We start from the raw sequence: 24,138 nt of genomic DNA on the forward strand, positions 1-24,138 counted from the left end.
CTCAGCCTTCTTTCCAATCCGGGTTAATCAAAGAGGTTAGGTTATGATCTTCCCATTTTCCATCAATCAATAGGTAATCCTGCGCAAAACCTTCTCGTTTAAAACCAAGACGGTTAAGCACTGCCTCGCTACGATGGTTGCGCGGCATGTAACCCGCCATAATCCGATGAATATTTTGGATGCGAAACATATAGCGAACCGCCATTCTCAACGCTCGTGTCATGACTCCTCGACCCTGAGCGCTCTCACCAAGTGAGTAGCCAAGATTGCAGGCATGAAAAGGAAAGCGTGAAATATTGCTAAACGACACCGTACCAAGCATTGCTCTTGACTCACTATCAATGATGATAAGGTAATAACCTAAGCCCATACGATGCAGTTCATTGAGCTTAATCAAACGCTGGGTCCAACCTGATTCCGAAAAGAAAGCCTCTTCCCTTCTTGGCTCCCATTGCTTGAGGTGCCCTCGATTGGCAATGAAGTAATCGGAAATTAGCTGACCGTCAGTGGGTTCAGCAGTACGCAGGATAATATCCTCATCCTGCTCAAATACCTGCTGGGGAGTGCTGATTCGTTCCATTTAGTTTTTTCTTATTCCGTATTCACGTAATTTGTTGGCCACTGAAGTGTGAGAAACATTGAGACGCTTCGCTAGCTTCCGACTTGATGGGAAAGACTGATAAAGGCGCTCAAGAACCTGAGATTCATAATCTTTCATTATCTCATCCAGCGATCCATCCAAATTGATTGTGGGCCCGCTGGCCGTTGGGCTTTCAAGCTGAGGAAGGTGGAATAGGTCAATAGTGAGAGTGTCGGAATCCAGCTCTGTCAACGCTCTAAGTACCATATTCTCTAACTGACGCATATTACCTGGCCACTGGTAGTTAACTAACTGATCCACCAAAGTTTCATCAATATCTGGTTTCTTGATACCCAGCTGTTTAACGTATTTCACAACGAACAAGTCCAATAAAGGGCCAATATCATTGGAACGTTCACGCAAAGCTGGGATATTGAGCGTCAAAACGTTAAGACGGTAGAAAAGATCTTCACGGAAAGACTTAGACTCGGCAAGATCCGCAAGGTTATGTCGAGTAGAAGCAATCACTCGCACATCAACATGAATTTCCTGCTCAGCACCGACACGACGGAAAGTACCATCCTGCAATAGGCGTAGTAATTTAATTTGCAGATGCGGGCTCATCTCACCGATTTCATCTAAGAAAACCGTGCCCCCATCAGCTTGCTCAAAAATCCCCTTATGGCCCTGTTCATGATTAAACGAGCCTGGCGCATGACCAAATAGTTCCGTTTCTGCCACATCGTCTGGCATAGAGGCACAGCTTAGTACCAAGAAAGGAGAAGCCGCACGATGTGATCGGTTATGACACGCTCTGGCCAGCATCTCTTTACCTGTCCCAGTCTCCCCTTGAATCAATAAAGGCTGGTCAAGCATAGAAAGTTTTTTTGCTTGGCTTATCAGAGCCTTGTGCCGATTTGACACACCTACAAAATGCTCGAACCCCAAATTATTGTGCAGAGGTAATGAGTCTTCTAGGGCGGATTTTTCTTGCGAAGAGCGAATGATCATAACGGTACTGGCGAGAATCGACTCATTCGATTCATCGGTAATATAGACCGGCATGATCTCCATGCTGTAGTCGAGGCCACTAATCACAATGTTTTCGCGTTGGCGAGTAATTTTACCTTCCGCCCATTTAGAAAAGTTAAAGCTCGGCAGTAGAGTGCTTATCTGGTGGCCAATCATTTCCTCTTCTTCACAACTAAACAAGCTCAATGCAGCATGGTTCGCCATGTCAACATTGCCCTTTAAGTCAATCGCCAAAACTGGCTCAGGAAGGTTGTTTAATAGAGAAATGAGTTCCGTGTTATGCCTTTCCATAGGCATGAACTGGATCTTGCGTACGTCTCTTACTCCCGAAATTCGACGTATCTCGGCCATGAGTTCACTGAAAGTATCAAAATCAATATCAGGACAGTTCAGGTAGATAATGCCTGTAATGTCGATTTCGATCCCTCGTAAATCAATATTTTTAGAAGCCAGAATATCGAGTAGCTCACGAGTGAGCCCTAATCTGTCTTCACATGTCACTTCTAAACGCACTGATTATATCCCTAGTCTGAGGTGTCAGGAAAAGTTGACAGTAGTTTCCCCTAAGCCTAGATCCTCGTCAAGCAAACCAACATCACTTGCTTCACATTCACACTATTTGATTGTAATGGCGGCGATTTTTTCAGCGATCTGCTTTCTTATCGCTCCGAGTTTGACTCTCCTGTCTCGGTGCCACGGAGTTGGTCTCAGCAGCGCCATCGCTTTGATGCCCAATCTTGCTGTCAGTATACCAACGCCCAGTCCCTGACCTGCTCTGGCCGATACTTTCCCTGCAAGATCCATCGACATCAAATCCATACTGGCGTCAACCGCAAGTTCACTGGCACCTGCAGCCGCCATATTGATCAGGGTCGCTTTAAACAACTTTAGTCTCGACCAATAACCCAGCTCGACGCCATACACCCCAGCCACGTTATCTATCATTTTGAAGTTACGCCATGCCACCAGCAACATGTCTGCAATAGCCAGTGGGCTTATTGCCACTAAGGCCGCTGATTCCGTTGCATGCTGAGTGACGATTTTGGTTGCTTTCTTGTCTTGTTCACTCACCACCATCGCATCATACATATCCAGTACTTCGGCATCACTGTGGGAGGCATTCACACTGTGTGTCCAACGATCATAACTTGGTGATTCTGTCTTAATGCCACTTTGCTTCGCGATAGATTCGCAAAACGCTTTACCTTGACCAACACTGTTTGCTTCTATCAAGGCTTCACTCTGCTCTTGAATAGAAAAGTGATAACGTAACGTTTTAAGCTTCCATAGCTCCTTTCCAATTGCCCCGACTCCTAACGCAGCCAACGTTGACATAAAACCAGCCCAGCCAAGCGCTAGCCAATCAGAACTTTGAACAGACGTAATAATACTGTCTATGGCTTGCCAACCAACCAAGCCAGAAAACGTCGTAAGTAACCCGCTCGCTAACCATCGGCGCCCTGTTTTAGGTCGAATCACCTGTTCCAGCTTTTCTTCAGCCTCGCTTTGCGTTTCTTCTGAGTTGATTGCCGTTGGTATAAAGGTTTCTTGTTCTTCAAACTGCATTTGGGAGGTCAAGTCCGGGTCGCTGCCCATAGGCTCTTGCTCCAATGTTTGAGTGAAGACTTGTTTTTGCTTTAGCTTTGCATCTTGAGAATCGGTCATTTCAGCTTGTCTCCAATCAGGTATTCCAGCGCTTTATCAATACGAATATGGGGCAGAGGATCATCTATCGAGCTAGGGAGTGGCCGGAAAGCGGTAAATTCGAATCCTTCGTTTTGCCAGAAACTCTTCTGAGGCAGTTTTTTTGGAACTTCGCCAGGAAAGATTGTCAGTGGCTGTTCATCAACGGTTATACCCTGGATTGCGGGAACTGATTCGGTACCACGATTGATGAAACCTGTTTTAGTTGCCTGAATAGACGCCATGGAGATACAACTCATTTCGATGTTCTCATAAGACGCCGTTTGCCAAGCGGGATGCACCATCTGCTGCAATAAAGAAACTAGGTTCGGGTGCTGCTCTGGCGTCACATGATCGGCCTTAGTCGCCGCAAACAATATCTTATCGATTCTCGGTGCAAACAATCTCTTTAACATATTGCTTCTGCCATAGCGGAAGCTGTGCATGATCTGCTCAATTGCATGGCGCATATCATGGAAAGATTCGTAACCGGCGTTCAATGGTTGTAAGCAATCAACTAATACAATTTGACGGTCAAATGTCGAAAAGTGATGCTTGTAAAACGCTTTCACAACCTTTTGCTGATACTCCTGATACCGCGCTTTTAGCATGGCTAAATTGGAGTCTTTGCTGGCTTTGTCCTCTTGTTCGAAACGACAAGGAAAAAACTGCAGCACGGGGGCTCCTTCAAGCTCACCTGGCAAGACAAATCTTCCCGGCTGTACCCAATGCAATCCCCCATTTTTGCAATCATGCAAATACTGGGTATAGCTTTGAGCGATTTGTTCAAGCTGCTTCTCATCCAACTCGCCCGATAGATTGAGTTGGTCAAGTTGGTTTAACCAACCTTGCGCTAATTCTCCGCGTAGGCCTTTAAGCGCAGCAAATTGTGTTTTAGACCATTGATGGAAGTCCATGTCGAGTAATGGAAGATCGAGTAACCACTCACCTGGATAGTCAATAATATCGATGTGCAACGTTGAAGTACTGCCAAACAGTTTTTTCGTTTTACGAGTTGGTCGGTATTTGACCGCAAGACGAATCTCACTTACATCACGTGTCGGTTCAGGCCATTTTGGCGGCTGCGTGAACACATGCTCCATCGCTTCATCGTAGGCAAAACGTGGCACCATCATATTGGCTTGGGGTTCACGCTTCGCACCCACTAGGCGCTTATCGCGTGCTGAAACCAGTAAAGGAAGATTGTCGTGAGTGGAAGTGTGCAACAACTGATTCACCAAGGAGCTGATAAACGCCGTTTTCCCCGCACGAGATAAACCAGTCACCGCGACACGCACATGAGAATCGACGCTGCGGTTAATAAAATCATTCACTTCCTGAGTAATACTCTTCATTTACTGTCTCTTTGTTTTGAACACGAGATTATCCTAACCATTGTAATCTTAATGAAAGATGAATAAAAAAGCCTCCGATATAAATCAGAGGCTTTAGACTGCTGAACTGAATTTCTCTAGGTCAATTGATACCAAGTTATTCACTAAAGTACTCAACGTAGAAGCATTGAGATATCAGGTTACATAGCTCACAACACAGTGCATTCTCATGATATCGCACAGTTTAAGCGAGCAAACCCACTTACTCATCACCAGAAAGACTGCCTTAGGAGCATGAACCACTTCACAAGTTAACAATAGGTAGTCATAAGCTTTATCACTCAAACAATAAATGTGAGTAGGGTTAGGTTTACTCCATGATAAAAGCTCTGAACTCGATTAAGGCTCTAAGCCTGCCCGAAACTCACTGTTCTTTGGGAGGAATGTGACAGTTAATTTGACTTAGTTTCATGTGTAAATGACTCAATAATAATTTAATTGAAGTAAATTCCAATAAAAGAGATTTTTAAGTTAAAGTAACGTAAATTTAAAATAAGTAATTGTTTTTAATAAGTCTTATTCATTCCTATATTTAAAACACTTAATGTCCCATATTTAAGACAGATCACCACTCAAAAATAAAACAGTAAAACTCTTCACTAATTTTGTAATTAAGGTCACAAAACTAGAGATAAATTATTTATTTTATGAAATCTATTTCTCACCATTATAAATTTCGACAATTATCATATATCGTACAAATACTATTTTTATTAAACAAAAAGTAATATGGTTATATGTATCAGTTTTTCGTCATATGTATAAATAAGACCTTCACTTAGTATTTATAAAAACAATTTAGTAAATTATTAAATAATAAAATAAAAACTTTATCAGCACGCTGACGCTGGCCCTATAAGCCTGCATGGCATTTATTTACGAAACTAACAGATATAAAGCCTCTACGCTGCCTTTCTACTGATTTAACCAAAGTAAGGCAGTCGGCACACAAAACAGTAAACTTAAAACTATCTGAATAGAAATTTAAAAACCACTTTAACTTAAGGAGAAATAATATCCCCTAAAAAGAGCTAAAAATTAATCTCTTACAGCCACGTAAGAAACATATTCAAACATTTAGAGGTAAATTATGAACAAGGCAAAGCACAACCGGTCTATATTGGCTGGTATTCTTTCAATCGCTTTAAGTCATCCAGCATTGGGAGCCTACTATGATAACGGCGAAGATGACTTTCTAAAGACGAAGCACATAGGAACATTAGGATTCGATAGCTCTTCTGGGGTAGAAACGTACAAGATATCTATCACTGACTACATATCACAAGGAAGAGTAGCTGGCAGTAGTGATTGGCATCAAGATTATGTAGATATTTTTAAATTTGATGCACATTACACTCATCACCTAAGCGATTTGGTCAGGCGTAATATCATCCCCATCAGAATCCGTTTGTCCAAAACAATGCAACAGCAGCGAGAAACTCGCGGGATAGAAAAGGTTGAACTTATAGAAAAGCATCCTAGTGGTTCATTTAAAAAGCTTGCAGAATTCTTGCCAGCTATGCCTGAAAGCGGTGACAGTGAAGACTATATTGTTGAAACTAAAACAGCACTTCACAATAAAGACCTTGGCTACGAATATTATTTGGTAGTTAAAGGAGATCGCAATAGTGGCCACTATGGTAAAGAGTATTCACTCGAAATCGAACAGTATGACATAGGAGACAAGATAACAGAAGCTGCCGACCTGGGAAATATGGGAGATAGTACTCTGTGGGATGATAGTACTGATTTCTCTAGTGAAACCATGAATGATCTCATTCAGACAGATAACTTGCATGATATTGGTTACTACCGAGACCGCGCGGACCTATATAAATTGAGACTACCAATAGGTCCTGTAATAGCAAAAGTGCGAGCTAACAAGAGTTATCAGCTGAATGATACTTTTACATTAGAACTGCTGAAAGAAGAACAAGGCAATCTAATTTCGGTGTCAGGTCCTTTTAATGCAGGTAGATATGAAGATGTTATTTTAGGAAACATTGATACTAGTGGTGATTACTATATACGGACTGGGTTCTCAGGCAATACCGCTACTGTTTACAAGTACTCACTCGAAGTGCGCAGTGAAACAACCGTCGAGCAGGATAAAACAAAGTTAGCTGTATCTAATCCTCTCGAAAGAAGTTGCGGCGTAAATTCAGACGCACATTGTTATGATTCGCCGTTGAGTAATGGACTAGTTGATGCTGGCGCTGTTTATATTTATCAACATTATCCTGCCTTAAGTAAATGGCAGGCGGAAGGCTTTATAAAGTCACCCAACCCCCAAAGTGGCGACAACTTCGGTGATGCTGCATTTTTCACTGAAAATGATCAATACCTAGCGGTGTCTGCTCCAGGAGAAGACAACTGTGGTAGCGGTGTTGGAGGCTCGGGCACCGGTAACGAATGCGGGGATAGTACACCTGGTATGAAGAATGATTATGCTACTGATTCAGGCGCTCTGTATATTTTTGAAAAACAGCAAAAAGTGAATGCTTATGGATTTAACTTAGGTGATAACGAGCAATATGTTTTCAAGCACTATATAAAAGCACCCGTTGTACATGCAGCTGATAATTTTGGAGCCTCGTTGTCAACCGGTAACCGCATTGCTTTAGTTGGAGCTCCAGGTGTAGGCTCAACCTCAGAGAAAAATCATAACTCTGAATGGCTAAATGAAGCTGATATAGCTCACCATCTCAGTAGTAACAACGGAGATAACACCGGAGCCGTTTTCTTGTATGGTATAGATGAACGCAGTAATTGGTTATTAAAAGGAGCATTTAGACCTCTGAGTTTGCAAAATAACTATGGCTCCCATGCAGGCTCAGTAGAGGACGAAAACTTCGGTGCTGGAATCACTAATAGCGGAGATGGTAAAATAGTTGCCATTAGTGCACCTGGAGACGTCCGCTGCGACCAAGGAAACAGCGATAATGGTGTATACAGCGATAATGGTGTATTCAATATAGCCAAACTGTCCAAAACTGATCTAAAACATTACCTAGAAACATCCACCTCAAATTGTATCAGTGAGAAGTCAGGTAGCGTTTGGGTATATGAGCAACAGCCTGATGGCTCCTACTCTGTGATTAGTTATCTTAAGGCGCCAGAAACAAGAGCTGGAGATTTTTTCGGTGTAGCGACTTGGATGACTAGTAATGGCGAATATCTGGCCGTTGGCTCCCCTGGTAATGATTCAGGCATCAGTGATACAGATGGTTGGGTCAGCAAGAGTGAAAATAGTTTCAACAACCATCCTTGGACTAATACTAGCAAACCAAATTCTGGCGCGGTTTACCTTTATAAGCGTGTAAACATAGACAACCAGACTGGCTATGAGCTTGTTTCTTACATAAAAGATCGAAATGGTGCAATGGAAGGCGCTGACTTTGGCGCGTCTATTTTTCTGAATGATGATAGGACTCTAATTGTTGGCGCACCAGATGCCGTTTATAGCCAAAATAGTAACACCTACGACAACGGTTATGTTTATCTTTTTAATTTTGATGCACTCGGTCAGCTTACCGACAGCCAAGTTATTTATCCAAAAAGTAATGCTAATGCGTTTAACCAAGCAAGTCGCTTTGGTTCAACTGTTCTGATGAAAAACAGCTTCATTTTTATTGGCGAACCTGGAGATGATCATTGTGGTGCCGGAGTAAATGGTGAAAGCCTCAATATTGAAACGGATTATAACCCATATAATGATAATAGTACTTGCTCTGAAGGCCAGATGGTTAGCAATTCAGGGGCAGTACAGATTTATGATGCATCATCTGGTTTGCCTCAAACGATGTTAAAAGCTGTCAATCCTGGTAACACTTATTATGATAGCGAACAGTTTGGGGGAATATTAGCCAGCAATGCTTCCGAAAGCGGGGACAGCGAAGGTGGTATGGCATCTGATCCTATGAGTGAAATACTAAATGACTTTCTCTGTGACAATCTAGATACTGGCAATCCATTTATTGACTTTGTCATCGACTCATTTGTATGTGACGATTAATAAATAGTTAAACATCTATGCCAAACTAGCGGCTATATTGAATAGCCGCTTTTATGCTAATCGTTGTTCACAAACATCTGCTGCAACGGCTTAGAGCAAAGACCCGGCTTAAAAATTAAACCTTTTCTCAACAGCCTGATGTCGCTAAAATAGAGTCAGAGGATTAGTCATTTTCGAAGTAGATAGAAAGTGCCTTTAATCGTTTTCAATCAGCTTGTAGATGACAAACAACGCAATCTCCAGCAATACAAACAAAGCACAGGTGATCATTACGTACTTTTGATCAAATATGCTGATCCCATGCAGAATAAGATCGTAGCCGACAAATACACCGATCACTGCGGCAATAACCAGCTGTAGGATTTGAATAAATCGAGGCATGAATGCTCCTGAGGTTCTCCAACATAAAAAGCAGTATATAAAAAAAGGTGCATTATCTTCTGCACCTTTTATCAAATATTTGCTATGTAATTCAGCTATTTCTCATCAGCCTTAGGCTTGAGATTCCATTTCTTGGATTTTCACTTTCCAAGTATCCGGGCCGATTTGGTGTGCATTGGCACCATTCGAGTCAACCGCAACCGTGACAGGCATATCTTCGACTTCAAACTCGTAAATCGCTTCCATACCCAGGTCTTCAAATGCCACAACGCGTGCTTTTTTGATGGCTTTTGCAACAAGGTAAGCCGCACCACCAACTGCCATCAGATAAACCGCTTTGTGCTTTTTGATCGACTCAACCGTCGCTGGGCCACGCTCAGCTTTACCTATCATGCCCATAATGCCTGTTTCTTCCAGCATCATATCAGTGAACTTATCCATACGGGTGGACGTTGTTGGGCCAGCTGGCCCCACTGCCTCATCACCCACGGCATCGACAGGACCGACGTAGTAGATAAACTTGCCTTTAAAATCGACGCCTTCTGGAAGGCCTTCACCATTTTGCAGCATAGTCTGAATACGCTTGTGCGCGGCATCACGGCCGGTCAGAATTTTTCCTGATAGTAGAACGGTTTCACCCGTTTTCCACTGCTCTACGTCTTGCTGAGTTACTTCGTCCAAGTTCACACGCCGTGTGTTTGCCCCCGCTTCCCAAGTGATATCCGGCCACTCTTCAAGTTTAGGTGGAGTGAGATCCGCAGGGCCTGAGCCATCGAGAGTAAAGTGTACGTGGCGTGTCGCCGCGCAGTTTGGAATCAAGCACACTGGCTTAGAAGCGGCGTGTGTTGGCGCTGTTTTGATCTTCACATCGACCACAGTTGTTAAACCGCCAAGGCCTTGTGCACCGATACCCAGTTTGTTGACACGATTGAAAATATCAAGACGTAACTCTTCTTCAGCATTTTCTGGACCACGTTCGATCAACTCTTGAATATCAATATGCTCCATCAGAGATTCTTTCGCCAATACCGCTGCTTTCTCGGCCGTCCCGCCAATACCTATACCCAACATTCCCGGTGGGCACCAGCCTGCCCCCATGGTTGGCAGTGTTTTCTCAACCCATTCTGCAACGTCATCAGATGGGTTAAGCATCACCATCTTGGTTTTGTTCTCAGAGCCACCACCTTTTGCAGCAATCTGAATTTCAACTGTATTACCCGGTACCATATTGATATGAACAACCGCTGGCGTATTGTCCTTGGTATTGATTCGTTTACCTGCTGGGTCAAGCAGAACAGACGCACGTAGCGGGTTGTCTGGATTAGTATAAGCCTGACGAACGCCTTCATCGACCATCTGTTGCACCGTCATATCAGTAGAATCCCACTGAACTGCCATACCGATATTCACAAAACAAGTGACGATTCCGGTGTCTTGACAGATAGGTCGATGACCTTCTGCCGACATTCGAGAGTTAATAAGAATCTGAGCAATAGCGTCTTTGGCCGCTTGGCTCTCTTCTTTGTGGTAGGCTTCTTCAAGGGCTTGAACAAAGTCTAGAGGGTGATAGTAAGAAATATACTGAAGTGCATCAGCGACACTGCTGATCACATCTTGCTTGCGAATTACCGTCATTGCATGCCTCGTTATAGTTATGCTTCCTTTAACACCGCCGTATAAACGCCAGTTTTATATTCTTGCTTGTCACCACAAGTTTAGAAGACTGACACTATCTTTTTATTATAAAACGTCACTGTAGCGGCGATAGTTGGCAATATGATACTCTTGGTTCTCCTCTCTTGCTATGCAGTGAACGATCTCTTTGTCACAAATTAAACAAATGAATAACAACACACCAAATTGCTTAGAAATCAAACCCATTAATTACCATGCTGAACTTTCAAAGCAGCTTTTCAGCCATATTGAGGACAAGCCATGGGCGATGTTGTTACGTTCTGCATCCGAAAACCACATTGACAGCCGATTCGACATTTTGGTCGCTGATCCGCTGGTGACACTTACCACCTGTAGTGACATCACAAAGATAGTGAATCCTGAAGGACAATTTGAGTCTGACCAAGACCCTTTTATGCTTTTAGAGCAACAGCAGAGTCAATGGCTACCAAGCCAAGAATACAAAGGTGAACTACCTTTCATTGGCGGTGCACTAGGGTACTTTGCCTACGATTTAGGCCGCAGAGTTGAAAAGCTACCACAAATGGCGGAGCACGACCTCTCGACACCCGATATGGCCGTCGGCGTTTATGAATGGGCTGTAGTGATAGATCATAAAGATAAACAAGCATTCGTCGTTGGCGAAAATATCGAGCGCCATTACGATTGGCTTCTATCTCAATCATCTAAACAGTCGCCGCCATTTGCCCTCATCAGTCCTTGGCAGTCAAACATGACAAAACAAGGTTATCAAGCACGCTTTGAACAAGTCCAAGAGTATTTGCGCTCAGGAGACTGCTATCAAATTAACCTCGCCCAGCGCTTTAAGGCAGAGTATTCAGGGAGCGAATGGCAAGCATATCAAAAACTGGAAGCGTATAACAAAGGACCATTTTCGGCTTTCGTGCGCACTGAACACAGTGCAATTCTTAGCGTCTCACCAGAGCGTTTTTTGCAAGTCCATGATCGCCTCATCGAAACAAAACCAATTAAAGGCACTCGGCCAAGGCATCAAGATGCTGAGTTGGATACCGCTTCAGCGCAAGAACTCGCACTAGCAGAGAAAGATCAAGCAGAAAACCTTATGATTGTCGACTTGTTGAGAAACGATGTAGGACGTGTGGCGAAACCGGGGTCTGTTCATGTACCAAAACTGTTTGATATTGAAAGCTTTCCCGCAGTGCATCATCTTGTCAGTACAATACGAGCAGAATTAGATACTCAGTATTCACCTGCGGACTTGCTTCGTGCCAGCTTTCCCGGTGGTTCAATCACTGGGGCCCCTAAAGTTCGGGCCATGGAAATTATTGAAGAGTTGGAACCTCATCGGCGCAGTGCCTACTGCGGGAGCATTGGCTACATTAGCCGACATGGAGCCATGGATACTAGTATTACCATTCGTACGCTCATTGCAGAAAACCATCAAATATACGTTTGGGCAGGCGGCGGCTTAGTCGCGGATAGTGGTTGCGATGCGGAGTATCAGGAAACGTTAGACAAACTTTGCCGTATTCTTCCGATATTGGAGAGTTAAGCCCATTTTTCTAACATAAGCTTGAGATCTTTGGCGGTATACGGTTTGGTGAGAATATCATCCATACCACATTGGATGCATTTCTCGCGCTCTTCCAACGTTGTCCCAGCCGTTAAAGCAATAATTGGCAATTTAAATTCTTGTTCGCGCAAGTAGCTGGTCGCTTCAAAGCCGTCCATTTCTGGCATACGACAATCCATAAAGATAAGGTCATAACGGCTTCCTAATGCCGCTTGAATCGCTTCCACACCATTGTTGGCAATGTCAGGCGTGATCGACCATTTCTTCAACATTTGATTGATGATGACTTGATTCATTCTGATATCATCCACTACCAAAATAGATAGGCTTTCAAGTGGCTTAGCGTTGGTATGACTTTCGGCTTTGTTGGGTATTGACTCTTGCTCTGCAACTTTGAGCGGAATAGACACCTTAAACTCGGTACCCACCCCTTTTTGACTAGTAAAGTTAATCTCACCTTCCATTAAATCAATCAGGTTTTTGCAAATAGCTAACCCTAAACCTGTCCCTTCAAAGTGGCGTTTTGCGGTTCTGTCGGCTTGAACAAATGGATCAAAAAGAATCGGCTGCGCAGCCTCAGGGATACCTATTCCGGTATCTTTGACCGATACTTTTAAGCTATTTTCAGACCACAGAACTTCGACAGTTACAGAACCTACTGAGGTAAATTTGATGGCATTACCAATAAGGTTAATCAGAATTTGGCAAATACGGTCAAAGTCACCAATCAGTAGAGCAGGCACTTCTGAGGAGGAGTGAATGGAAAATTGCACCCCTTTTTCTTTCGCCTTATTAACGAACACTCCCTGAAGCATTTCATTGAGATCGACCCAAGCAAACGTCGACGGAATAAGATCCATCATACCCGCGCTCATTTTGCTGAAATCAAGAATGTCGTTAATGATGTGCCTTAAAAAATCACCGGTATGCGAAAGGTTAGTCAACAAAGTGCGTTGCTCGTCATCCAGAGAAGTGTCGGACAGTAATTCAGCACTACCCAGTAATCCATTGAGCGGTGTTCTCAACTCATGATTGATCATCGCAACAAATTCTTTCGTTGATCTCTCTGATTCCTCAGCCCTCGCTCTGGCTTCTTGGTTACTAGTTAACATGATTTGTCGGCTGATGGCACTGCAAAGTAAGTCCGCAACCAGGCGCATCTGACTCACAATGAACTCAGCGTCTATATCGTGGTCTTTTGTCAGAACAGACAGTTCCCCAACCACTTGATGATCGACTTCTAAGGGCAGTGACACTCTTTCGTCTTCCCAATAGGCATAGGGTTTGATCGCATCGATATGCTCTCGTTGAACACAACCAAAATGACTGTCATGCACCGTTGACACGACATCTGGGACAATATACAAACCAGATTTGGTCAGCGCGGAGGAAGAGTCTAAGCGCTCAAGAAGACTCGAAAGCAAACCATCATCCAGTGTCCGGCTTAAAAAAGCACGACCAAAGTGAATTAATGTCTCATTGATTTGCTCTTCAAAAGCCAGCTTGTGTAAATCTTTATGCGTCTGCCTTTTTAACTGAGTAAGCACCAGTTTCAGGTGTTCATTGGCTTCATAAAGTTCAAGACTTTTCTGTTCCAATAACAGCTCCGCTTGCTTGCGCGCAGCAATCTCTCTGGCAAGTTTCCGCTCTAACGCAGACTGACTACTCATCTACATTTACCCTACGACCGTCACCTTGAACCTAACATCATTGCCACTTTTATTGTTGTTTTCCATGGCTATATGCAATGATTCATCAAAATGCTGGGCACATCCCTCAATTAAACCTAAGCAAACATGGGACATACATCGGGCGCTTTTGTAATCAAATACCATCTCAGTTTCCGTTTCCGAAATGAATTCAAAGCGTGGCGGGTTGGCGTCCTGATAAAGCTTTTTGACCTCAATATGAATATAATCTTCCACTAATCGGATAAATTGCAGCGAGTTTTTGCACCCCTGAAGACTACTTCGCTCGGGTAACGATTGGTAAAGATTTTCAAAAACAGACTGACCAAATACGCGCTGTAATTCCTCCGCAGAAATACCAGTTTGCTTACTCAATTGAACAATCAATGCGACCAAAGCTTTATGGTCGTAACTGCCTACAGCCGTGTAAATTCCATCATCACCAACATCTGAAAGCAGTTGATCAAGTGCATCAAGACCAAACTTCTCTTCGACTAAGTCCATAAATTCTGTGAAGATAATTCCTTTCATATATTGAGCTATCCTTGGTATATGATGGTCTTTCAAGCATGAATCATAAAGTTCAGTTTTTCAAATACACATACGGAGCTAACGTGTTGTCAGAACTCAATAAAAGCCAATTAATTCAGAAGTTCCAGCTACAACAAACTGTCGACTACCACCATGAAGCGTTAAAGCGAGTTGCGCATATCAACCATGCCTCTTTACGTAAAGCCTCGGTACTTATAGGGTTTGTTGAAAGAGACAACGGCCTGAACATTATTTTCACTAAGCGAGCCAAACACTTAAAGCACCACCCTGGGCAAGTCAGCTTTCCAGGTGGAAAATATGAACACTGGGACAATTCACTAGCTGAGACAGCATTGAGAGAGACTTATGAGGAAGTCGGCATTGCACAGCATGAAATCTCCATTTTTGGCCAAATGCCAGAGCTCATCACCATTAGTAAGTTTACAGTGACACCATTTCTTGCTTTTGTGTCCCCCGATTACCAAGCAACTATAGACACCAACGAGGTCGATGAAGTGTTCGAAGTGCCAGCGGAGATTGTCCTTGATAAACGACACTTGCACAGTGAGCGTTTCCAATTCCGGAATCATTCACATCGTGTATTTGGCTTATCCTATGACAAGCACTTTATTTGGGGTATGACTGCGCAAATTATCCACGCGATGCAGAAACATATCATGCACCAATATTAATAAATCTTAATATCGACCGACATTCACTCACATTAGTTAAACTATTCATCAATAAAGAAAACGTTTTCTTGCGACATACATAAAACATTATCGCAACAACATTAGTTTTTCTAATCTTAATAATTAGCATAAATCACCAGTAGCACATCATTTTCGTGAGCAAAAACCTGTTTTTGACATATCATATTATCACTCGTATCAATTCATGATTTAGATCTATTTTTCGTGCAAGATTTTTATGCAAAATTGCACCCGACTTATTTCCTGTTCCCAAAATGAGTATCACAAAATGAATGTTACAAATTCGGCGGTTTCAGCCGCACAATCATCTAGTAAGTTTACTTACAAGGACTTCACTTGGTGTCTATCACTTTTCGGTACTGCTGTAGGTGCTGGTGTACTATTCCTTCCAATCAAAGCAGGTGCTGGCGGCTTTTGGCCATTAGTTATCCTTGCTTTAATCGCCGCTCCAATGACTTGGTTCGCTCACAAATCTCTGGCTCGTTTCGTTCTTTCCGCGAAAAACCCTGAAGCAGATATCACTGATACAGTAGAAGAACACTTCGGTAAAGCTGGCGCAAACCTTATCACTTTTGCTTATTTCTTTGCTATTTACCCTATTGTTCTTATCTATGGTGTAGGTATTACAAACACAGTAGATTCTTTTCTCGTCAACCAAATGGGCATGGAATCCATCCCTCGCTGGTTGCTGTCTGGTGCACTGATTGCAGCAATGACTGCAGGCGTTGTATTCGGTAAAGAACTGATGTTGAAAGCGACATCTGCGATGGTATACCCACTGGTATTCATCCTTCTTGCTCTGTCTTTCTACCTGATTCCTGACTGGAACAGCTCAATGGTTGAAGTCGCGCCTGACTGGTCTGCAATGCCTTCTATCGTTTGGCTAGCCATCCCAATCATCGTTTTCTCTTTCAACCACAGCCCAATCATCTCTCAGTTCTCTAAAGAGCAACGTCGTGTGTACGGTGAAGATGCGGTGAAAAAAACAGATGCTATCACTGGCGGCGCAGCAATGATGCTGATGGGCTTTGTGATGTTCTTCGTATTCTCTGTTGTGTTGTCTCTATCTCCAGAGCAGCTAGCAATGGCTCAAGAACAAAACATCTCTGTACTGTCTTACCTAGCAAACGTTCATGAGTCACCACTGATCTCTTACATGGGCCCACTAGTAGCATTCGCAGCAATTACATCTAGCTACTTTGGTCACTTCCTAGGAGCGCATGAAGGTCTTGTTGGTCTAATCAAATCTCGCTCTGAAGCACCGAAGAGTAAGATTGAAAAAGCTTCTCTACTATTCATCGTTATCACCACTTGGATTGTGGCTATTGTTAACCCAAGTATCCTTGGCATGATCGAAACCATGGGCGCGCCAATGATTGCGGCCATCTTATTCTTAATGCCTGTATTCGCAATGCAGAAAGTCCCAGCAATGGCGAAGTACAAAACTTCTGCACCTGTACAGATTTTCACAACTATCTGTGGTCTTGCGGCAATTAGTTCTGTAATCTACGGAGCACTTTAATCACACTAGTGAATTAAGTGGTTAAACAAAAAATATAACGATAATAATAAGCCTCCCGCTCCCCCTTGGGAGGCTTTATTTTGAGGAAATCGATATGATTAGTGTTTTTGACATCTATAAAATCGGTGTTGGTCCTTCAAGTTCGCACACTGTAGGCCCAATGAAGGCGGGCAAAGAGTTTATTGATGATTTACGTTCAATGGGAAAATTGCGCGACATCACTAAAATCACCGTTGACGTTTATGGATCGCTATCACTGACAGGGAAAGGTCACCACACAGATATCGCTATCATCATGGGTCTTGCAGGCAATACTCCTGAGAAAGTCGATATCGACTCTATTCCGGGCTTTATCGCTCGTGTAGAGGAAACGGAGCGCCTACCTGTTGGCATGCACTGTCACACAGTATCGTTCCCGAAAGATGGCGGTATGAACTTCCATACTACTAACCTTGAGTTGCACGAAAATGGTATGCAAATCCACGCCTGGATCGACGACGAAAAAGTGTACTCAAAAACCTATTATTCAATCGGTGGTGGCTTCATTGTTGACGAAGAGAACTTCGGCAAAGAAGAAGAAAACCCGATCAAAGCACCTTACGAATTCACCACGGCGGAAGAACTAGTAAACCAGTGTAAAGAAAACGGTCTTTCAATCAGCACTCTTGTGATGAAAAACCAAGCAGCTCTACACTCTGAAGAAGAATCTCGAACTTACTTCGCTAATATCTGGAAAACCATGCGTGAGTGTATGGATCGCGGTATGAACACAGAAGGCATTCTGCCTGGTCCACTGCGCGTGCCTCGTCGTGCTGCGGCTCTTCGTCAGCAGTTGATGACTTCTGAGAAAACGACGAACGACCCAATGGCTGTTGTAGACTGGGTCAACATGTTTGCTTTCGCCGTCAATGAAGAAAACGCAGCAGGTGGCCGTGTGGTTACGGCTCCAACGAACGGTGCGTGTGGCATTATCCCAGCGGTATTGGCTTACTATGACAAGTTTATCCAAACCGTCACTGAGAAAGATTACATCCGCTACTTCGCCGCTTCTGGCGCGATTGGTGGCCTTTACAAGCGTAACGCGTCAATTTCAGGTGCGGAAGTTGGCTGTCAGGGTGAAGTTGGCGTTGCTTGTTCTATGGCTGCAGCAGGTCTTGCTGAGCTTATGGGTGGTAGCCCTGAGCAAGTCTGTATGGCTGCTGAAATCGCGATGGAGCACAACCTAGGCCTCACATGTGACCCTGTCGCAGGTCAGGTGCAGGTTCCATGTATCGAGCGTAACGGTATTGCCGCCGTGAAATCGATCAATTCCTCTCGTATGGCTCTACGCCGTTCATCGGCTCCGACTGTGTCTCTGGATAAGGTTATCGAAACCATGCTAGAAACCGGTAAAGACATGAACGCAAAATACCGCGAAACGTCTCAGGGTGGTTTAGCCGTTAAAGTTATTTGCTAATTTGCCTCTTTATCCAATTTCAAAGCCCGGTATTTCACCGGGCTTTTTCATTAAATAACCTGTGAGACCAGCAAGAAACTACCAAACAACAAAGAGAACATCAGCATTATAGCGCCTCCCTCAGCGGTGTATCGCGTCGTTGCGGTATTTGCCAATCTGACTTTGTACACCATCGCCAGTGGCACAAATACAGCCAGAAACACCAAAATGATACCGGCGTAACTCAGTACCGCCAAAAACTTATCAGCGGCCAATAGTGCACCGACAAGAGGCAAGATAAACGTCATCACATATGTCACTACGCGATTTTGTCCGAACATATCGCGGTTTTGGTTAAACAGAGACATCGCCACACCAAAAAATGACGTCAAAAGTGCAAGCCCAGTGAATACAGATAATATCGTACCGATCCAAGGTGAGTGATATTCAAACGCAATAATAAGTTCTGAGACATTAGAGAACTCGCCTAATTGCTCTGGTTGTAAGTTACCCACAACCGCAAACAACCAGCACAAGTAACAGATCAAAGGAATCACAGAACCAATAATCACCATGTTTCGCAATTGCTGATCTGTCGCTTCATGGTTGTAGGAAACAAGAGAAGGAATAACAACCATAAAACCAAAGCTGGTAAACAGAACCGCGCTAGTCTTGATCAACGCAACTTGATCATGATTCATCACCTGCATCAGATTCGTTAGGCGAAAATCCGGTAGCAGGAGTATTAAACTTAAACTCAAGCTGGCAATCATAATGAAAAACAGCGTGCGATTGAGCTTGTCAATGACACCTGTACCGCAAGCGATAACCGCGCCAGCAATAAGCGTGAAGAGGATCTGAGTTTGGCTTGCAGAAAGCTCAATACCAATCGCACGAGTCAGCTTACCGACAAGATCAGCAGCGCCAAGAATATAAGCCATTAATAGACAAATTAGCAGAGCGTATAGAAGCAAGTTTGTCACTAATTGCCCTACTTTTCCTAACGTTTGGCGAGCCACTGAGTTAAGACCAAGGCCACCGCCTGCCTTTAACGTCGCTTCAAGCAACAACAAAGCCGCATATGTGGTGCCGAAGCAAATAAAAACCATTAGTAAGGATCCATACCACAAACCAAATTGTGCCAGAACCATAGGAATTGCGAGCATACCAGCACCGAGCGCGGTACCAGAAATAATCAGGGAACTACCAAGAAGTTTAGTATTCATATTTTCGTATCTATTTTGAAAGTGAAAAGATTGAGATGTGCGCGTGCCTAGCGCGAGGGCTAACAATCAAAAACAATACGAATAGCGAGCTTTAAAGAAGAAAACGCGTTGAAAAGAATGACGTAGAGAGGAAACATTGTTGAACGCTTGAGAGGCAAGAGAAAAGGTAACAGCAGTGTGTGGCGAACCTTCCGTAGGTTCGATGATCGGTGTGGTAATTTTGAAGATCATTTAGGTGTCCGATATTATGAGACAATCCCTTGAAACAAAAGCAGCAATCCTTCCGCTGCCTGCCCTTCAACATGAAGGGACTCGTCATCTTAATCATTGACAGCGGGATTGCAATGTCTTCAATAAAGAAATTTCGCTATTCACCTACTGGTACATTCATAGGCGAGTATTCATAGCGGATCTCATGACGATCAAAAAAGCGAAGCTTTGAGCTTCGCTTTTCACAATTTATATCGTCGCTTAATTGCCGGTGTAAATACAACCCGCAGTACAGGTTTCTTTGATTTCGACTTTGCTTAATAGTGGCAAAGTTGGTTTAAGTTTCTGCCAAATCCATTTCGCCAGCACTTCACTGGTCGGGTTTTCTAAACCTTCAATGTCATTGAGGTAATAGTGGTCAAGTTGATCATAGATAGGTTTAAACGCAGCTTTAATTTCTGCAAAGTCAACAACCCACCCAGTATGTGGATCGACTTCACCTTCTACGTAAAGACGAACTAAGAAAGAGTGGCCATGCAATCTACCGCACTTATGGCCTTCCGGTACGTTAGGAAGGTGGTGCGCCGCTTCAAACATAAACTCTTTGTATAATTCAGTTTTCATTTTGGATCTCGGCATTACAAAAGACACGCAATACTAAGGAAATAGTATAGTAGTGACAAGGTTCACCCCGCGATTAATAGAATTATTTATAAGAGCCTAGTTCTTCGACCTTTGTAGCACGTCGAAAAAATGTCGTCGCGTCAAAGATTTGGTTACATCAGTTCCACATCACATTTACATAAACCACACATTGTGTATGGTCACAATAAATCTCTCTATCGATTGAGTGAATATGCATATAAGTCATTATATTTGACGTCTATTCCAATTCTAACAATTAAGCATTTGAAATGAGTTCAACCATTACTACCAAATTGCTGGCAACCCTCGTCACGGTTTTCTCTCTGGTACTAGCCTCCTCCACCGCGTATCAGTACTGGCAACAGAAAGAGCTAATGAATTCCGTTCTTAGCGAGCAGTTACATGATAAAGCCAGTAACTACTTTGACAGCCTCAATATGATGATGCTAACAGGCACTATGGCGCAAAAAGAAACTCTACGACAAAAAGCTCTTGCTCAAGACGGCATTGAGCAAGTCAAGGTACTCCGTGCTGAGGCTGTCAGTAAACTTTATGGCCCAGGCCAGCCAAGTCAGGCACCTGAAGACGAGATTGACCAAAGAGCTCTAAAGGGTGAACTGGTCATTGAACCGATTTCTGCCGAGTGGGGTAAAGGTTTAGTTGTCGCCTTACCGATGAAGGCAAGCGAAAACTATCGCGGAACAAACTGTGTCTCTTGTCACATGGCACCAGAAGGAGAAGTGCTCGGCGCGATTCGATTAGAATACAACTTATCTCACGTCAATAGCATGATCAGTCAGCGCACAATTATCGCCGTGACCATTATGGCAACCTTCGGCTTTATAGGCTTTTTGTTGACCCTGTTCTTGATCCGTAAATTCATTGTTCGCCCGATTCAAAAGACATCGCGCTACATGCAGAGCGTAAGTGAAAGTAAAGATTTATCCAAACGAATTAAACACGAGAACAAAGATGAGATTGGCCAGCTCTCTGTAGCAATCAATTCGTTTATGGACACGGTAAGCCATAGCTTGGAAAAAGTTCAGGAAACCTCACACCACCTAAACAGTTCCGCGGCAGGGCTTACCGACGTCGCTCAAGTGACCGATCAAGCCGCACATAATCAACAAAACGAGACATCAGACGTTCAAGCCAACATCGAACAAATGCAATCTCAGCAAGTTCAGGTAGAACAGGCTACCAATGATGCTTCCAACTTGATCAAACATACCACCAGCATTGCTGAGCAAAGCGCTGGACAAGCGCACAGCGCCAGTACTGAAATCAAGAGTCTGGTAACCGATATAGAGCAAGTAAAAGTCAATATTGTCGAGCTCAACGATCAGACCGCTGAAGTATCCACCATTTTAGAAGTGATAAAGGGTATTGCAGAGCAAACCAATCTACTGGCACTCAATGCCGCTATTGAAGCCGCTCGCGCAGGCGAACAGGGCCGTGGCTTCGCCGTGGTCGCGGATGAGGTGCGCCAACTTGCCAGCCGAACATCCGACGCGACTGGAAGCATCGAAAACATTATCTCGCAATTCCAGAAAGACAGCCAAACTTCTCTGGCTTCCGTTGATACTGTATGCGAGACCGCTCATGAACGCTCCAATGAGATTGAAGCGCTGTCTGTAGCAATGTCTGAAGTGGTAAGCGAAATGCAACAGGCACTCGCTCATGCGCAAAGCATTCAGCAGCAAACCAGCAATACCACTCACATTAGTCAGCAGGTGCAACATAAAGTCGAAATCATCACCCAGCATGCCGATGACACCTCTCAATCCGCCGCAAAAACGCGCGACATCAGCATGAATCTAGAGCAACTTTCAGAACATTTGGAGTCTTTAATCAACCAGTTTACGCTTTCGCGGAAGAATTAAGTCGATTTGGACATTTTTTGCGCCACTATTAGCGAATAAAGGTTGAAGCCTAAGATTTGAAAGGTAATATGTTCCATTGAATAGATGAATTCAGTCCAACCCAATGTTTGCTCACTTTTTATTCGGTGAGTCCACAAAAAACATTGGGTTGATTTTTTACTCAATGGAGAATATTTACAACATGACTTACGCGCCTGTATCAGACGTATTGAACGGTAAGCTAGCAGTTGACAGTGAAGTCACTGTCCGCGGCTGGATCCGTTCGCGTCGTGATTCCAAAGCTGGAATCTCTTTCCTTGCCATCTACGACGGCTCTTGTTTCGACCCGATTCAGGCCGTGGTCCCTAATAATCTAAATAATTACAACGATGAAGTCCTAAAGTTAACAACAGGCTGCTCTGTTGAAGTAACAGGTACTATCGTTGAATCTCCTGCGAAAGGTCAGGATTTTGAGCTTGCAGCAACTGACGTGAAAGTCGTTGGCTGGGTTGAAGATGCTGAGACTTACCCAATGGCGAAAACTCGCCACTCAATTGAATACCTACGTGAAGTAGCACACCTTCGTCCACGTACGAACGTTATCGGTGCAGTCGCACGTGTACGTAACTGTTTGTCTCAGGCAATTCACCGTTTCTACCACGAGCAAGGTTACTTCTGGGTATCTGCGCCACTTATTACCGCTTCTGACGCAGAAGGTGCGGGTGAAATGTTCCGCGTATCGACACTAGACATGGAAAACCTACCGCGCACAGAAGAAGGCAAAGTGGACTACAACGAAGACTTCTTCGGTAAAGAGACGTTCTTAACGGTATCTGGCCAGCTTAACGGCGAAGCTTACGCTTGTGCGCTAAGCAAAGTGTACACATTCGGCCCTACATTCCGTGCAGAAAACTCAAACACCAGCCGCCACCTAGCGGAATTCTGGATGGTTGAACCTGAAGTTGCTTTCGCTGATCTTGAAGATATCGCGAAACTGTCTGAAGACATGCTGAAGTACGTATTTAAAGCAGTACTAGAAGAGCGTCGTGATGACCTTGAGTTCTTTGCACAACGCATCGACAAAGAAGCGATTACTCGCCTAGAGAAATTTGTTGAGTCTGATTTCGCTCAGGTTGATTACACTGATGCAATCCAGATTCTTCTAGACTCTGGCCGTGACTTCGAATTCCCAGTTGAATGGGGTATCGATATGTCTTCAGAGCACGAGCGTTACCTAGCGGAAGAACACTTCAAAGCACCGGTAATCGTTAAGAACTACCCGAAAGACATCAAAGCCTTCTACATGCGCCTAAACGAAGATGGCAAAACAGTAGCAGCAATGGATGTACTTGCACCGGGCATTGGTGAAATCATCGGCGGTTCTCAGCGTGAAGAGCGTCTGGACGTTCTAGACGCCCGCATGCGCGATATCGGTATCGACCCAGAGCACATGGATTGGTACCGTGACCTTCGTCGCTACGGCACGGTTCCTCACTCAGGTTTCGGCCTAGGCTTTGAGCGTCTGGTTTCTTACGTAACAGGTATGGGTAACGTACGTGATGTTATTCCATTCCCACGTACACCACGCTCAGCCAACTTCTAAATAAGAAGTGAATGAAATATCAAAAAAGCCTCCAAGGAGGCTTTTTAAATGAATAAACCTCCAATATGGAGGTTTATTTTTTTCACCTAAGACTGTTCTGCTTTCGAGGCATATTTAATACCAAACAGGCAAAGTCCAAACATCACAAACGGAATGGCGGCTGCAGTGTATTCCGTCCACACCAAATCAGCAAAAGACTTAGCAAGAATCAGGTGACCAAAAATCAATAAAAATGCGCTGAATATCGCGATGGCAATCAATCGAAATTCATGCTTATAGCGTTGTTTTTCCATACTTTCCTCGCTAACTGTTTATATTTCTGGTGTATTTCATCACAGACCTCGTCAGTCAGCGCAGTACAGTTGAAGCGAAAAATAGCCAAACAGTAG

The 24,138-nt window shown here is 43.8% G+C and carries 18 protein-coding genes; 7 read left to right on the plus strand and 11 right to left on the minus strand.

Annotation, left to right across the window (positions count from 1 at the left end; all coding sequences use genetic code 11):
* Window position 1 precedes the first annotated feature (1 nt).
* From rimJ to L1D31_RS08115, 4 genes are all read right to left on the minus strand, one after another.
* Window positions 2–580: a ribosomal protein S5-alanine N-acetyltransferase gene (rimJ, locus tag L1D31_RS08100; protein WP_239836579.1), complete on the minus strand. Its 579-nt coding sequence runs from the start codon at window positions 578–580 to the stop codon at window positions 2–4.
* The gene (gene tyrR, locus L1D31_RS08105) at window positions 581–2,125 is read right to left on the minus strand and encodes a transcriptional regulator TyrR (RefSeq protein WP_239836580.1); all 1,545 of its coding nucleotides are present in this window, start codon (window positions 2,123–2,125) and stop codon (window positions 581–583) included.
* A gap of 102 nt (window positions 2,126–2,227) precedes the next feature.
* Window positions 2,228–3,277: a TIGR01620 family protein gene (locus L1D31_RS08110; protein ID WP_239836581.1), complete on the minus strand. Its 1,050-nt coding sequence runs from the start codon at window positions 3,275–3,277 to the stop codon at window positions 2,228–2,230.
* Complete coding sequence (locus L1D31_RS08115; protein WP_239836582.1) at window positions 3,274–4,650, minus strand: YcjX family protein; 1,377 nt, start codon at window positions 4,648–4,650, stop codon at window positions 3,274–3,276. The genes L1D31_RS08110 and L1D31_RS08115 overlap by 4 nt, the downstream gene beginning before the upstream one ends.
* 1,129 nt (window positions 4,651–5,779) lie before the next feature.
* Between L1D31_RS08115 and L1D31_RS08120 the strand changes: the two genes are divergently transcribed.
* Window positions 5,780–8,704 (plus strand): hypothetical protein, encoded by a 2,925-nt coding sequence (locus L1D31_RS08120; RefSeq protein WP_239836583.1) that lies wholly within the window; start codon window positions 5,780–5,782, stop codon window positions 8,702–8,704.
* 195 nt (window positions 8,705–8,899) lie between these two features.
* Here the strand turns inward: L1D31_RS08120 and L1D31_RS08125 are convergent, their stop codons facing one another.
* Both L1D31_RS08125 and L1D31_RS08130 read right to left on the minus strand, forming a co-directional pair.
* Window positions 8,900–9,085: a hypothetical protein gene (locus L1D31_RS08125; protein WP_239836584.1), complete on the minus strand. Its 186-nt coding sequence runs from the start codon at window positions 9,083–9,085 to the stop codon at window positions 8,900–8,902.
* 111 nt (window positions 9,086–9,196) lie between these two features.
* Complete coding sequence (locus tag L1D31_RS08130) at window positions 9,197–10,720, minus strand: fumarate hydratase (RefSeq protein WP_239836585.1); 1,524 nt, start codon at window positions 10,718–10,720, stop codon at window positions 9,197–9,199.
* Between the two features lie 205 nt (window positions 10,721–10,925).
* On the opposite strand from L1D31_RS08130, the gene pabB reads away from it, so the two are divergent.
* Complete coding sequence (gene pabB / locus L1D31_RS08135; RefSeq protein WP_239836586.1) at window positions 10,926–12,293, plus strand: aminodeoxychorismate synthase component I; 1,368 nt, start codon at window positions 10,926–10,928, stop codon at window positions 12,291–12,293.
* Here the strand turns inward: pabB and L1D31_RS08140 are convergent.
* Together L1D31_RS08140 and L1D31_RS08145 are read right to left on the minus strand one after the other, a co-directional pair.
* Complete coding sequence (locus tag L1D31_RS08140; RefSeq protein WP_239836587.1) at window positions 12,290–13,984, minus strand: ATP-binding protein; 1,695 nt, start codon at window positions 13,982–13,984, stop codon at window positions 12,290–12,292. The two genes, pabB and L1D31_RS08140, sit on opposite strands and share 4 nt — an antisense overlap.
* A 6-nt stretch (window positions 13,985–13,990) precedes the next feature.
* Window positions 13,991–14,533 (minus strand): heme NO-binding domain-containing protein, encoded by a 543-nt coding sequence (locus L1D31_RS08145; RefSeq protein WP_239836588.1) that lies wholly within the window; start codon window positions 14,531–14,533, stop codon window positions 13,991–13,993.
* 38 nt (window positions 14,534–14,571) lie between these two features.
* Here L1D31_RS08145 and L1D31_RS08150 point away from each other — a divergent pair, with 38 nt between their 5' ends.
* From L1D31_RS08150 to L1D31_RS08160, 3 genes are all read left to right on the plus strand, one after another.
* A complete protein-coding gene (locus tag L1D31_RS08150; RefSeq protein ID WP_239836589.1) occupies window positions 14,572–15,225 on the plus strand; it encodes a CoA pyrophosphatase in 654 nt (217 codons plus the stop codon).
* Window positions 15,226–15,514: 289 nt separating this feature from the next.
* Complete coding sequence (locus tag L1D31_RS08155) at window positions 15,515–16,768, plus strand: aromatic amino acid transport family protein (protein ID WP_239836590.1); 1,254 nt, start codon at window positions 15,515–15,517, stop codon at window positions 16,766–16,768.
* 94 nt (window positions 16,769–16,862) lie between these two features.
* A complete protein-coding gene (locus L1D31_RS08160; RefSeq protein WP_239836591.1) occupies window positions 16,863–18,224 on the plus strand; it encodes an L-serine ammonia-lyase in 1,362 nt (453 codons plus the stop codon).
* A 50-nt stretch (window positions 18,225–18,274) separates the two neighbouring features.
* Here L1D31_RS08160 and L1D31_RS08165 read toward each other — a convergent pair whose 3' ends face one another.
* Both L1D31_RS08165 and queD read right to left on the minus strand, forming a co-directional pair.
* Window positions 18,275–19,429 (minus strand): aromatic amino acid transport family protein, encoded by a 1,155-nt coding sequence (locus L1D31_RS08165; protein WP_239836592.1) that lies wholly within the window; start codon window positions 19,427–19,429, stop codon window positions 18,275–18,277.
* A gap of 471 nt (window positions 19,430–19,900) precedes the next feature.
* The gene (queD, locus tag L1D31_RS08170) at window positions 19,901–20,263 is read right to left on the minus strand and encodes a 6-carboxytetrahydropterin synthase QueD (RefSeq protein ID WP_239836593.1); all 363 of its coding nucleotides are present in this window, start codon (window positions 20,261–20,263) and stop codon (window positions 19,901–19,903) included.
* 290 nt (window positions 20,264–20,553) lie between these two features.
* On the opposite strand from queD, the gene L1D31_RS08175 reads away from it, so the two are divergent.
* Entirely contained in the window at window positions 20,554–22,167 is a 1,614-nt protein-coding gene (locus L1D31_RS08175) for a methyl-accepting chemotaxis protein (protein WP_239836594.1), read from the plus strand.
* Window positions 22,168–22,348: 181 nt separating this feature from the next.
* A complete protein-coding gene (gene asnS / locus L1D31_RS08180) occupies window positions 22,349–23,749 on the plus strand; it encodes an asparagine--tRNA ligase (protein ID WP_239836595.1) in 1,401 nt (466 codons plus the stop codon).
* 86 nt (window positions 23,750–23,835) lie between these two features.
* Here asnS and L1D31_RS08185 read toward each other — a convergent pair whose 3' ends face one another.
* Window positions 23,836–24,042 carry a hypothetical protein gene (locus tag L1D31_RS08185; RefSeq protein WP_239836596.1) on the minus strand — a complete coding sequence of 69 codons (207 nt, stop codon included), beginning with the start codon at window positions 24,040–24,042 and terminating at the stop codon, window positions 23,836–23,838.
* Between the last annotated feature and the right edge of the window lie 96 nt (window positions 24,043–24,138).

The organism is Vibrio sp. Isolate23 (assembly GCF_022398095.1).
Classification (GTDB): Bacteria; Pseudomonadota; Gammaproteobacteria; order Enterobacterales; family Vibrionaceae; genus Vibrio; species Vibrio coralliilyticus_A.

What these genes read in the sequence shown, in the direction of transcription:
- rimJ (WP_239836579.1), bottom strand. Translation starts at nt 580, where the DNA reads ATGGAACGAATCAGCACTCCCCAGCAGGTATTTGAGCAGGATGAGGAT.
- L1D31_RS08110 (WP_239836581.1), bottom strand. Translation starts at nt 3,277, where the DNA reads ATGACCGATTCTCAAGATGCAAAGCTAAAGCAAAAACAAGTCTTCACT.
- L1D31_RS08115 (WP_239836582.1), bottom strand. Translation starts at nt 4,650, where the DNA reads ATGAAGAGTATTACTCAGGAAGTGAATGATTTTATTAACCGCAGCGTC.
- L1D31_RS08120 (WP_239836583.1), top strand. Translation starts at nt 5,780, where the DNA reads ATGAACAAGGCAAAGCACAACCGGTCTATATTGGCTGGTATTCTTTCA.
- L1D31_RS08125 (WP_239836584.1), bottom strand. Translation starts at nt 9,085, where the DNA reads ATGCCTCGATTTATTCAAATCCTACAGCTGGTTATTGCCGCAGTGATC.
- L1D31_RS08130 (WP_239836585.1), bottom strand. Translation starts at nt 10,720, where the DNA reads ATGACGGTAATTCGCAAGCAAGATGTGATCAGCAGTGTCGCTGATGCA.
- pabB (WP_239836586.1), top strand. Translation starts at nt 10,926, where the DNA reads ATGAATAACAACACACCAAATTGCTTAGAAATCAAACCCATTAATTAC.
- L1D31_RS08140 (WP_239836587.1), bottom strand. Translation starts at nt 13,984, where the DNA reads ATGAGTAGTCAGTCTGCGTTAGAGCGGAAACTTGCCAGAGAGATTGCT.
- L1D31_RS08145 (WP_239836588.1), bottom strand. Translation starts at nt 14,533, where the DNA reads ATGAAAGGAATTATCTTCACAGAATTTATGGACTTAGTCGAAGAGAAG.
- L1D31_RS08150 (WP_239836589.1), top strand. Translation starts at nt 14,572, where the DNA reads ATGAATCATAAAGTTCAGTTTTTCAAATACACATACGGAGCTAACGTG.
- L1D31_RS08155 (WP_239836590.1), top strand. Translation starts at nt 15,515, where the DNA reads ATGAATGTTACAAATTCGGCGGTTTCAGCCGCACAATCATCTAGTAAG.
- L1D31_RS08160 (WP_239836591.1), top strand. Translation starts at nt 16,863, where the DNA reads ATGATTAGTGTTTTTGACATCTATAAAATCGGTGTTGGTCCTTCAAGT.
- L1D31_RS08165 (WP_239836592.1), bottom strand. Translation starts at nt 19,429, where the DNA reads ATGAATACTAAACTTCTTGGTAGTTCCCTGATTATTTCTGGTACCGCG.
- queD (WP_239836593.1), bottom strand. Translation starts at nt 20,263, where the DNA reads ATGAAAACTGAATTATACAAAGAGTTTATGTTTGAAGCGGCGCACCAC.
- L1D31_RS08175 (WP_239836594.1), top strand. Translation starts at nt 20,554, where the DNA reads ATGAGTTCAACCATTACTACCAAATTGCTGGCAACCCTCGTCACGGTT.
- asnS (WP_239836595.1), top strand. Translation starts at nt 22,349, where the DNA reads ATGACTTACGCGCCTGTATCAGACGTATTGAACGGTAAGCTAGCAGTT.
- L1D31_RS08185 (WP_239836596.1), bottom strand. Translation starts at nt 24,042, where the DNA reads ATGGAAAAACAACGCTATAAGCATGAATTTCGATTGATTGCCATCGCG.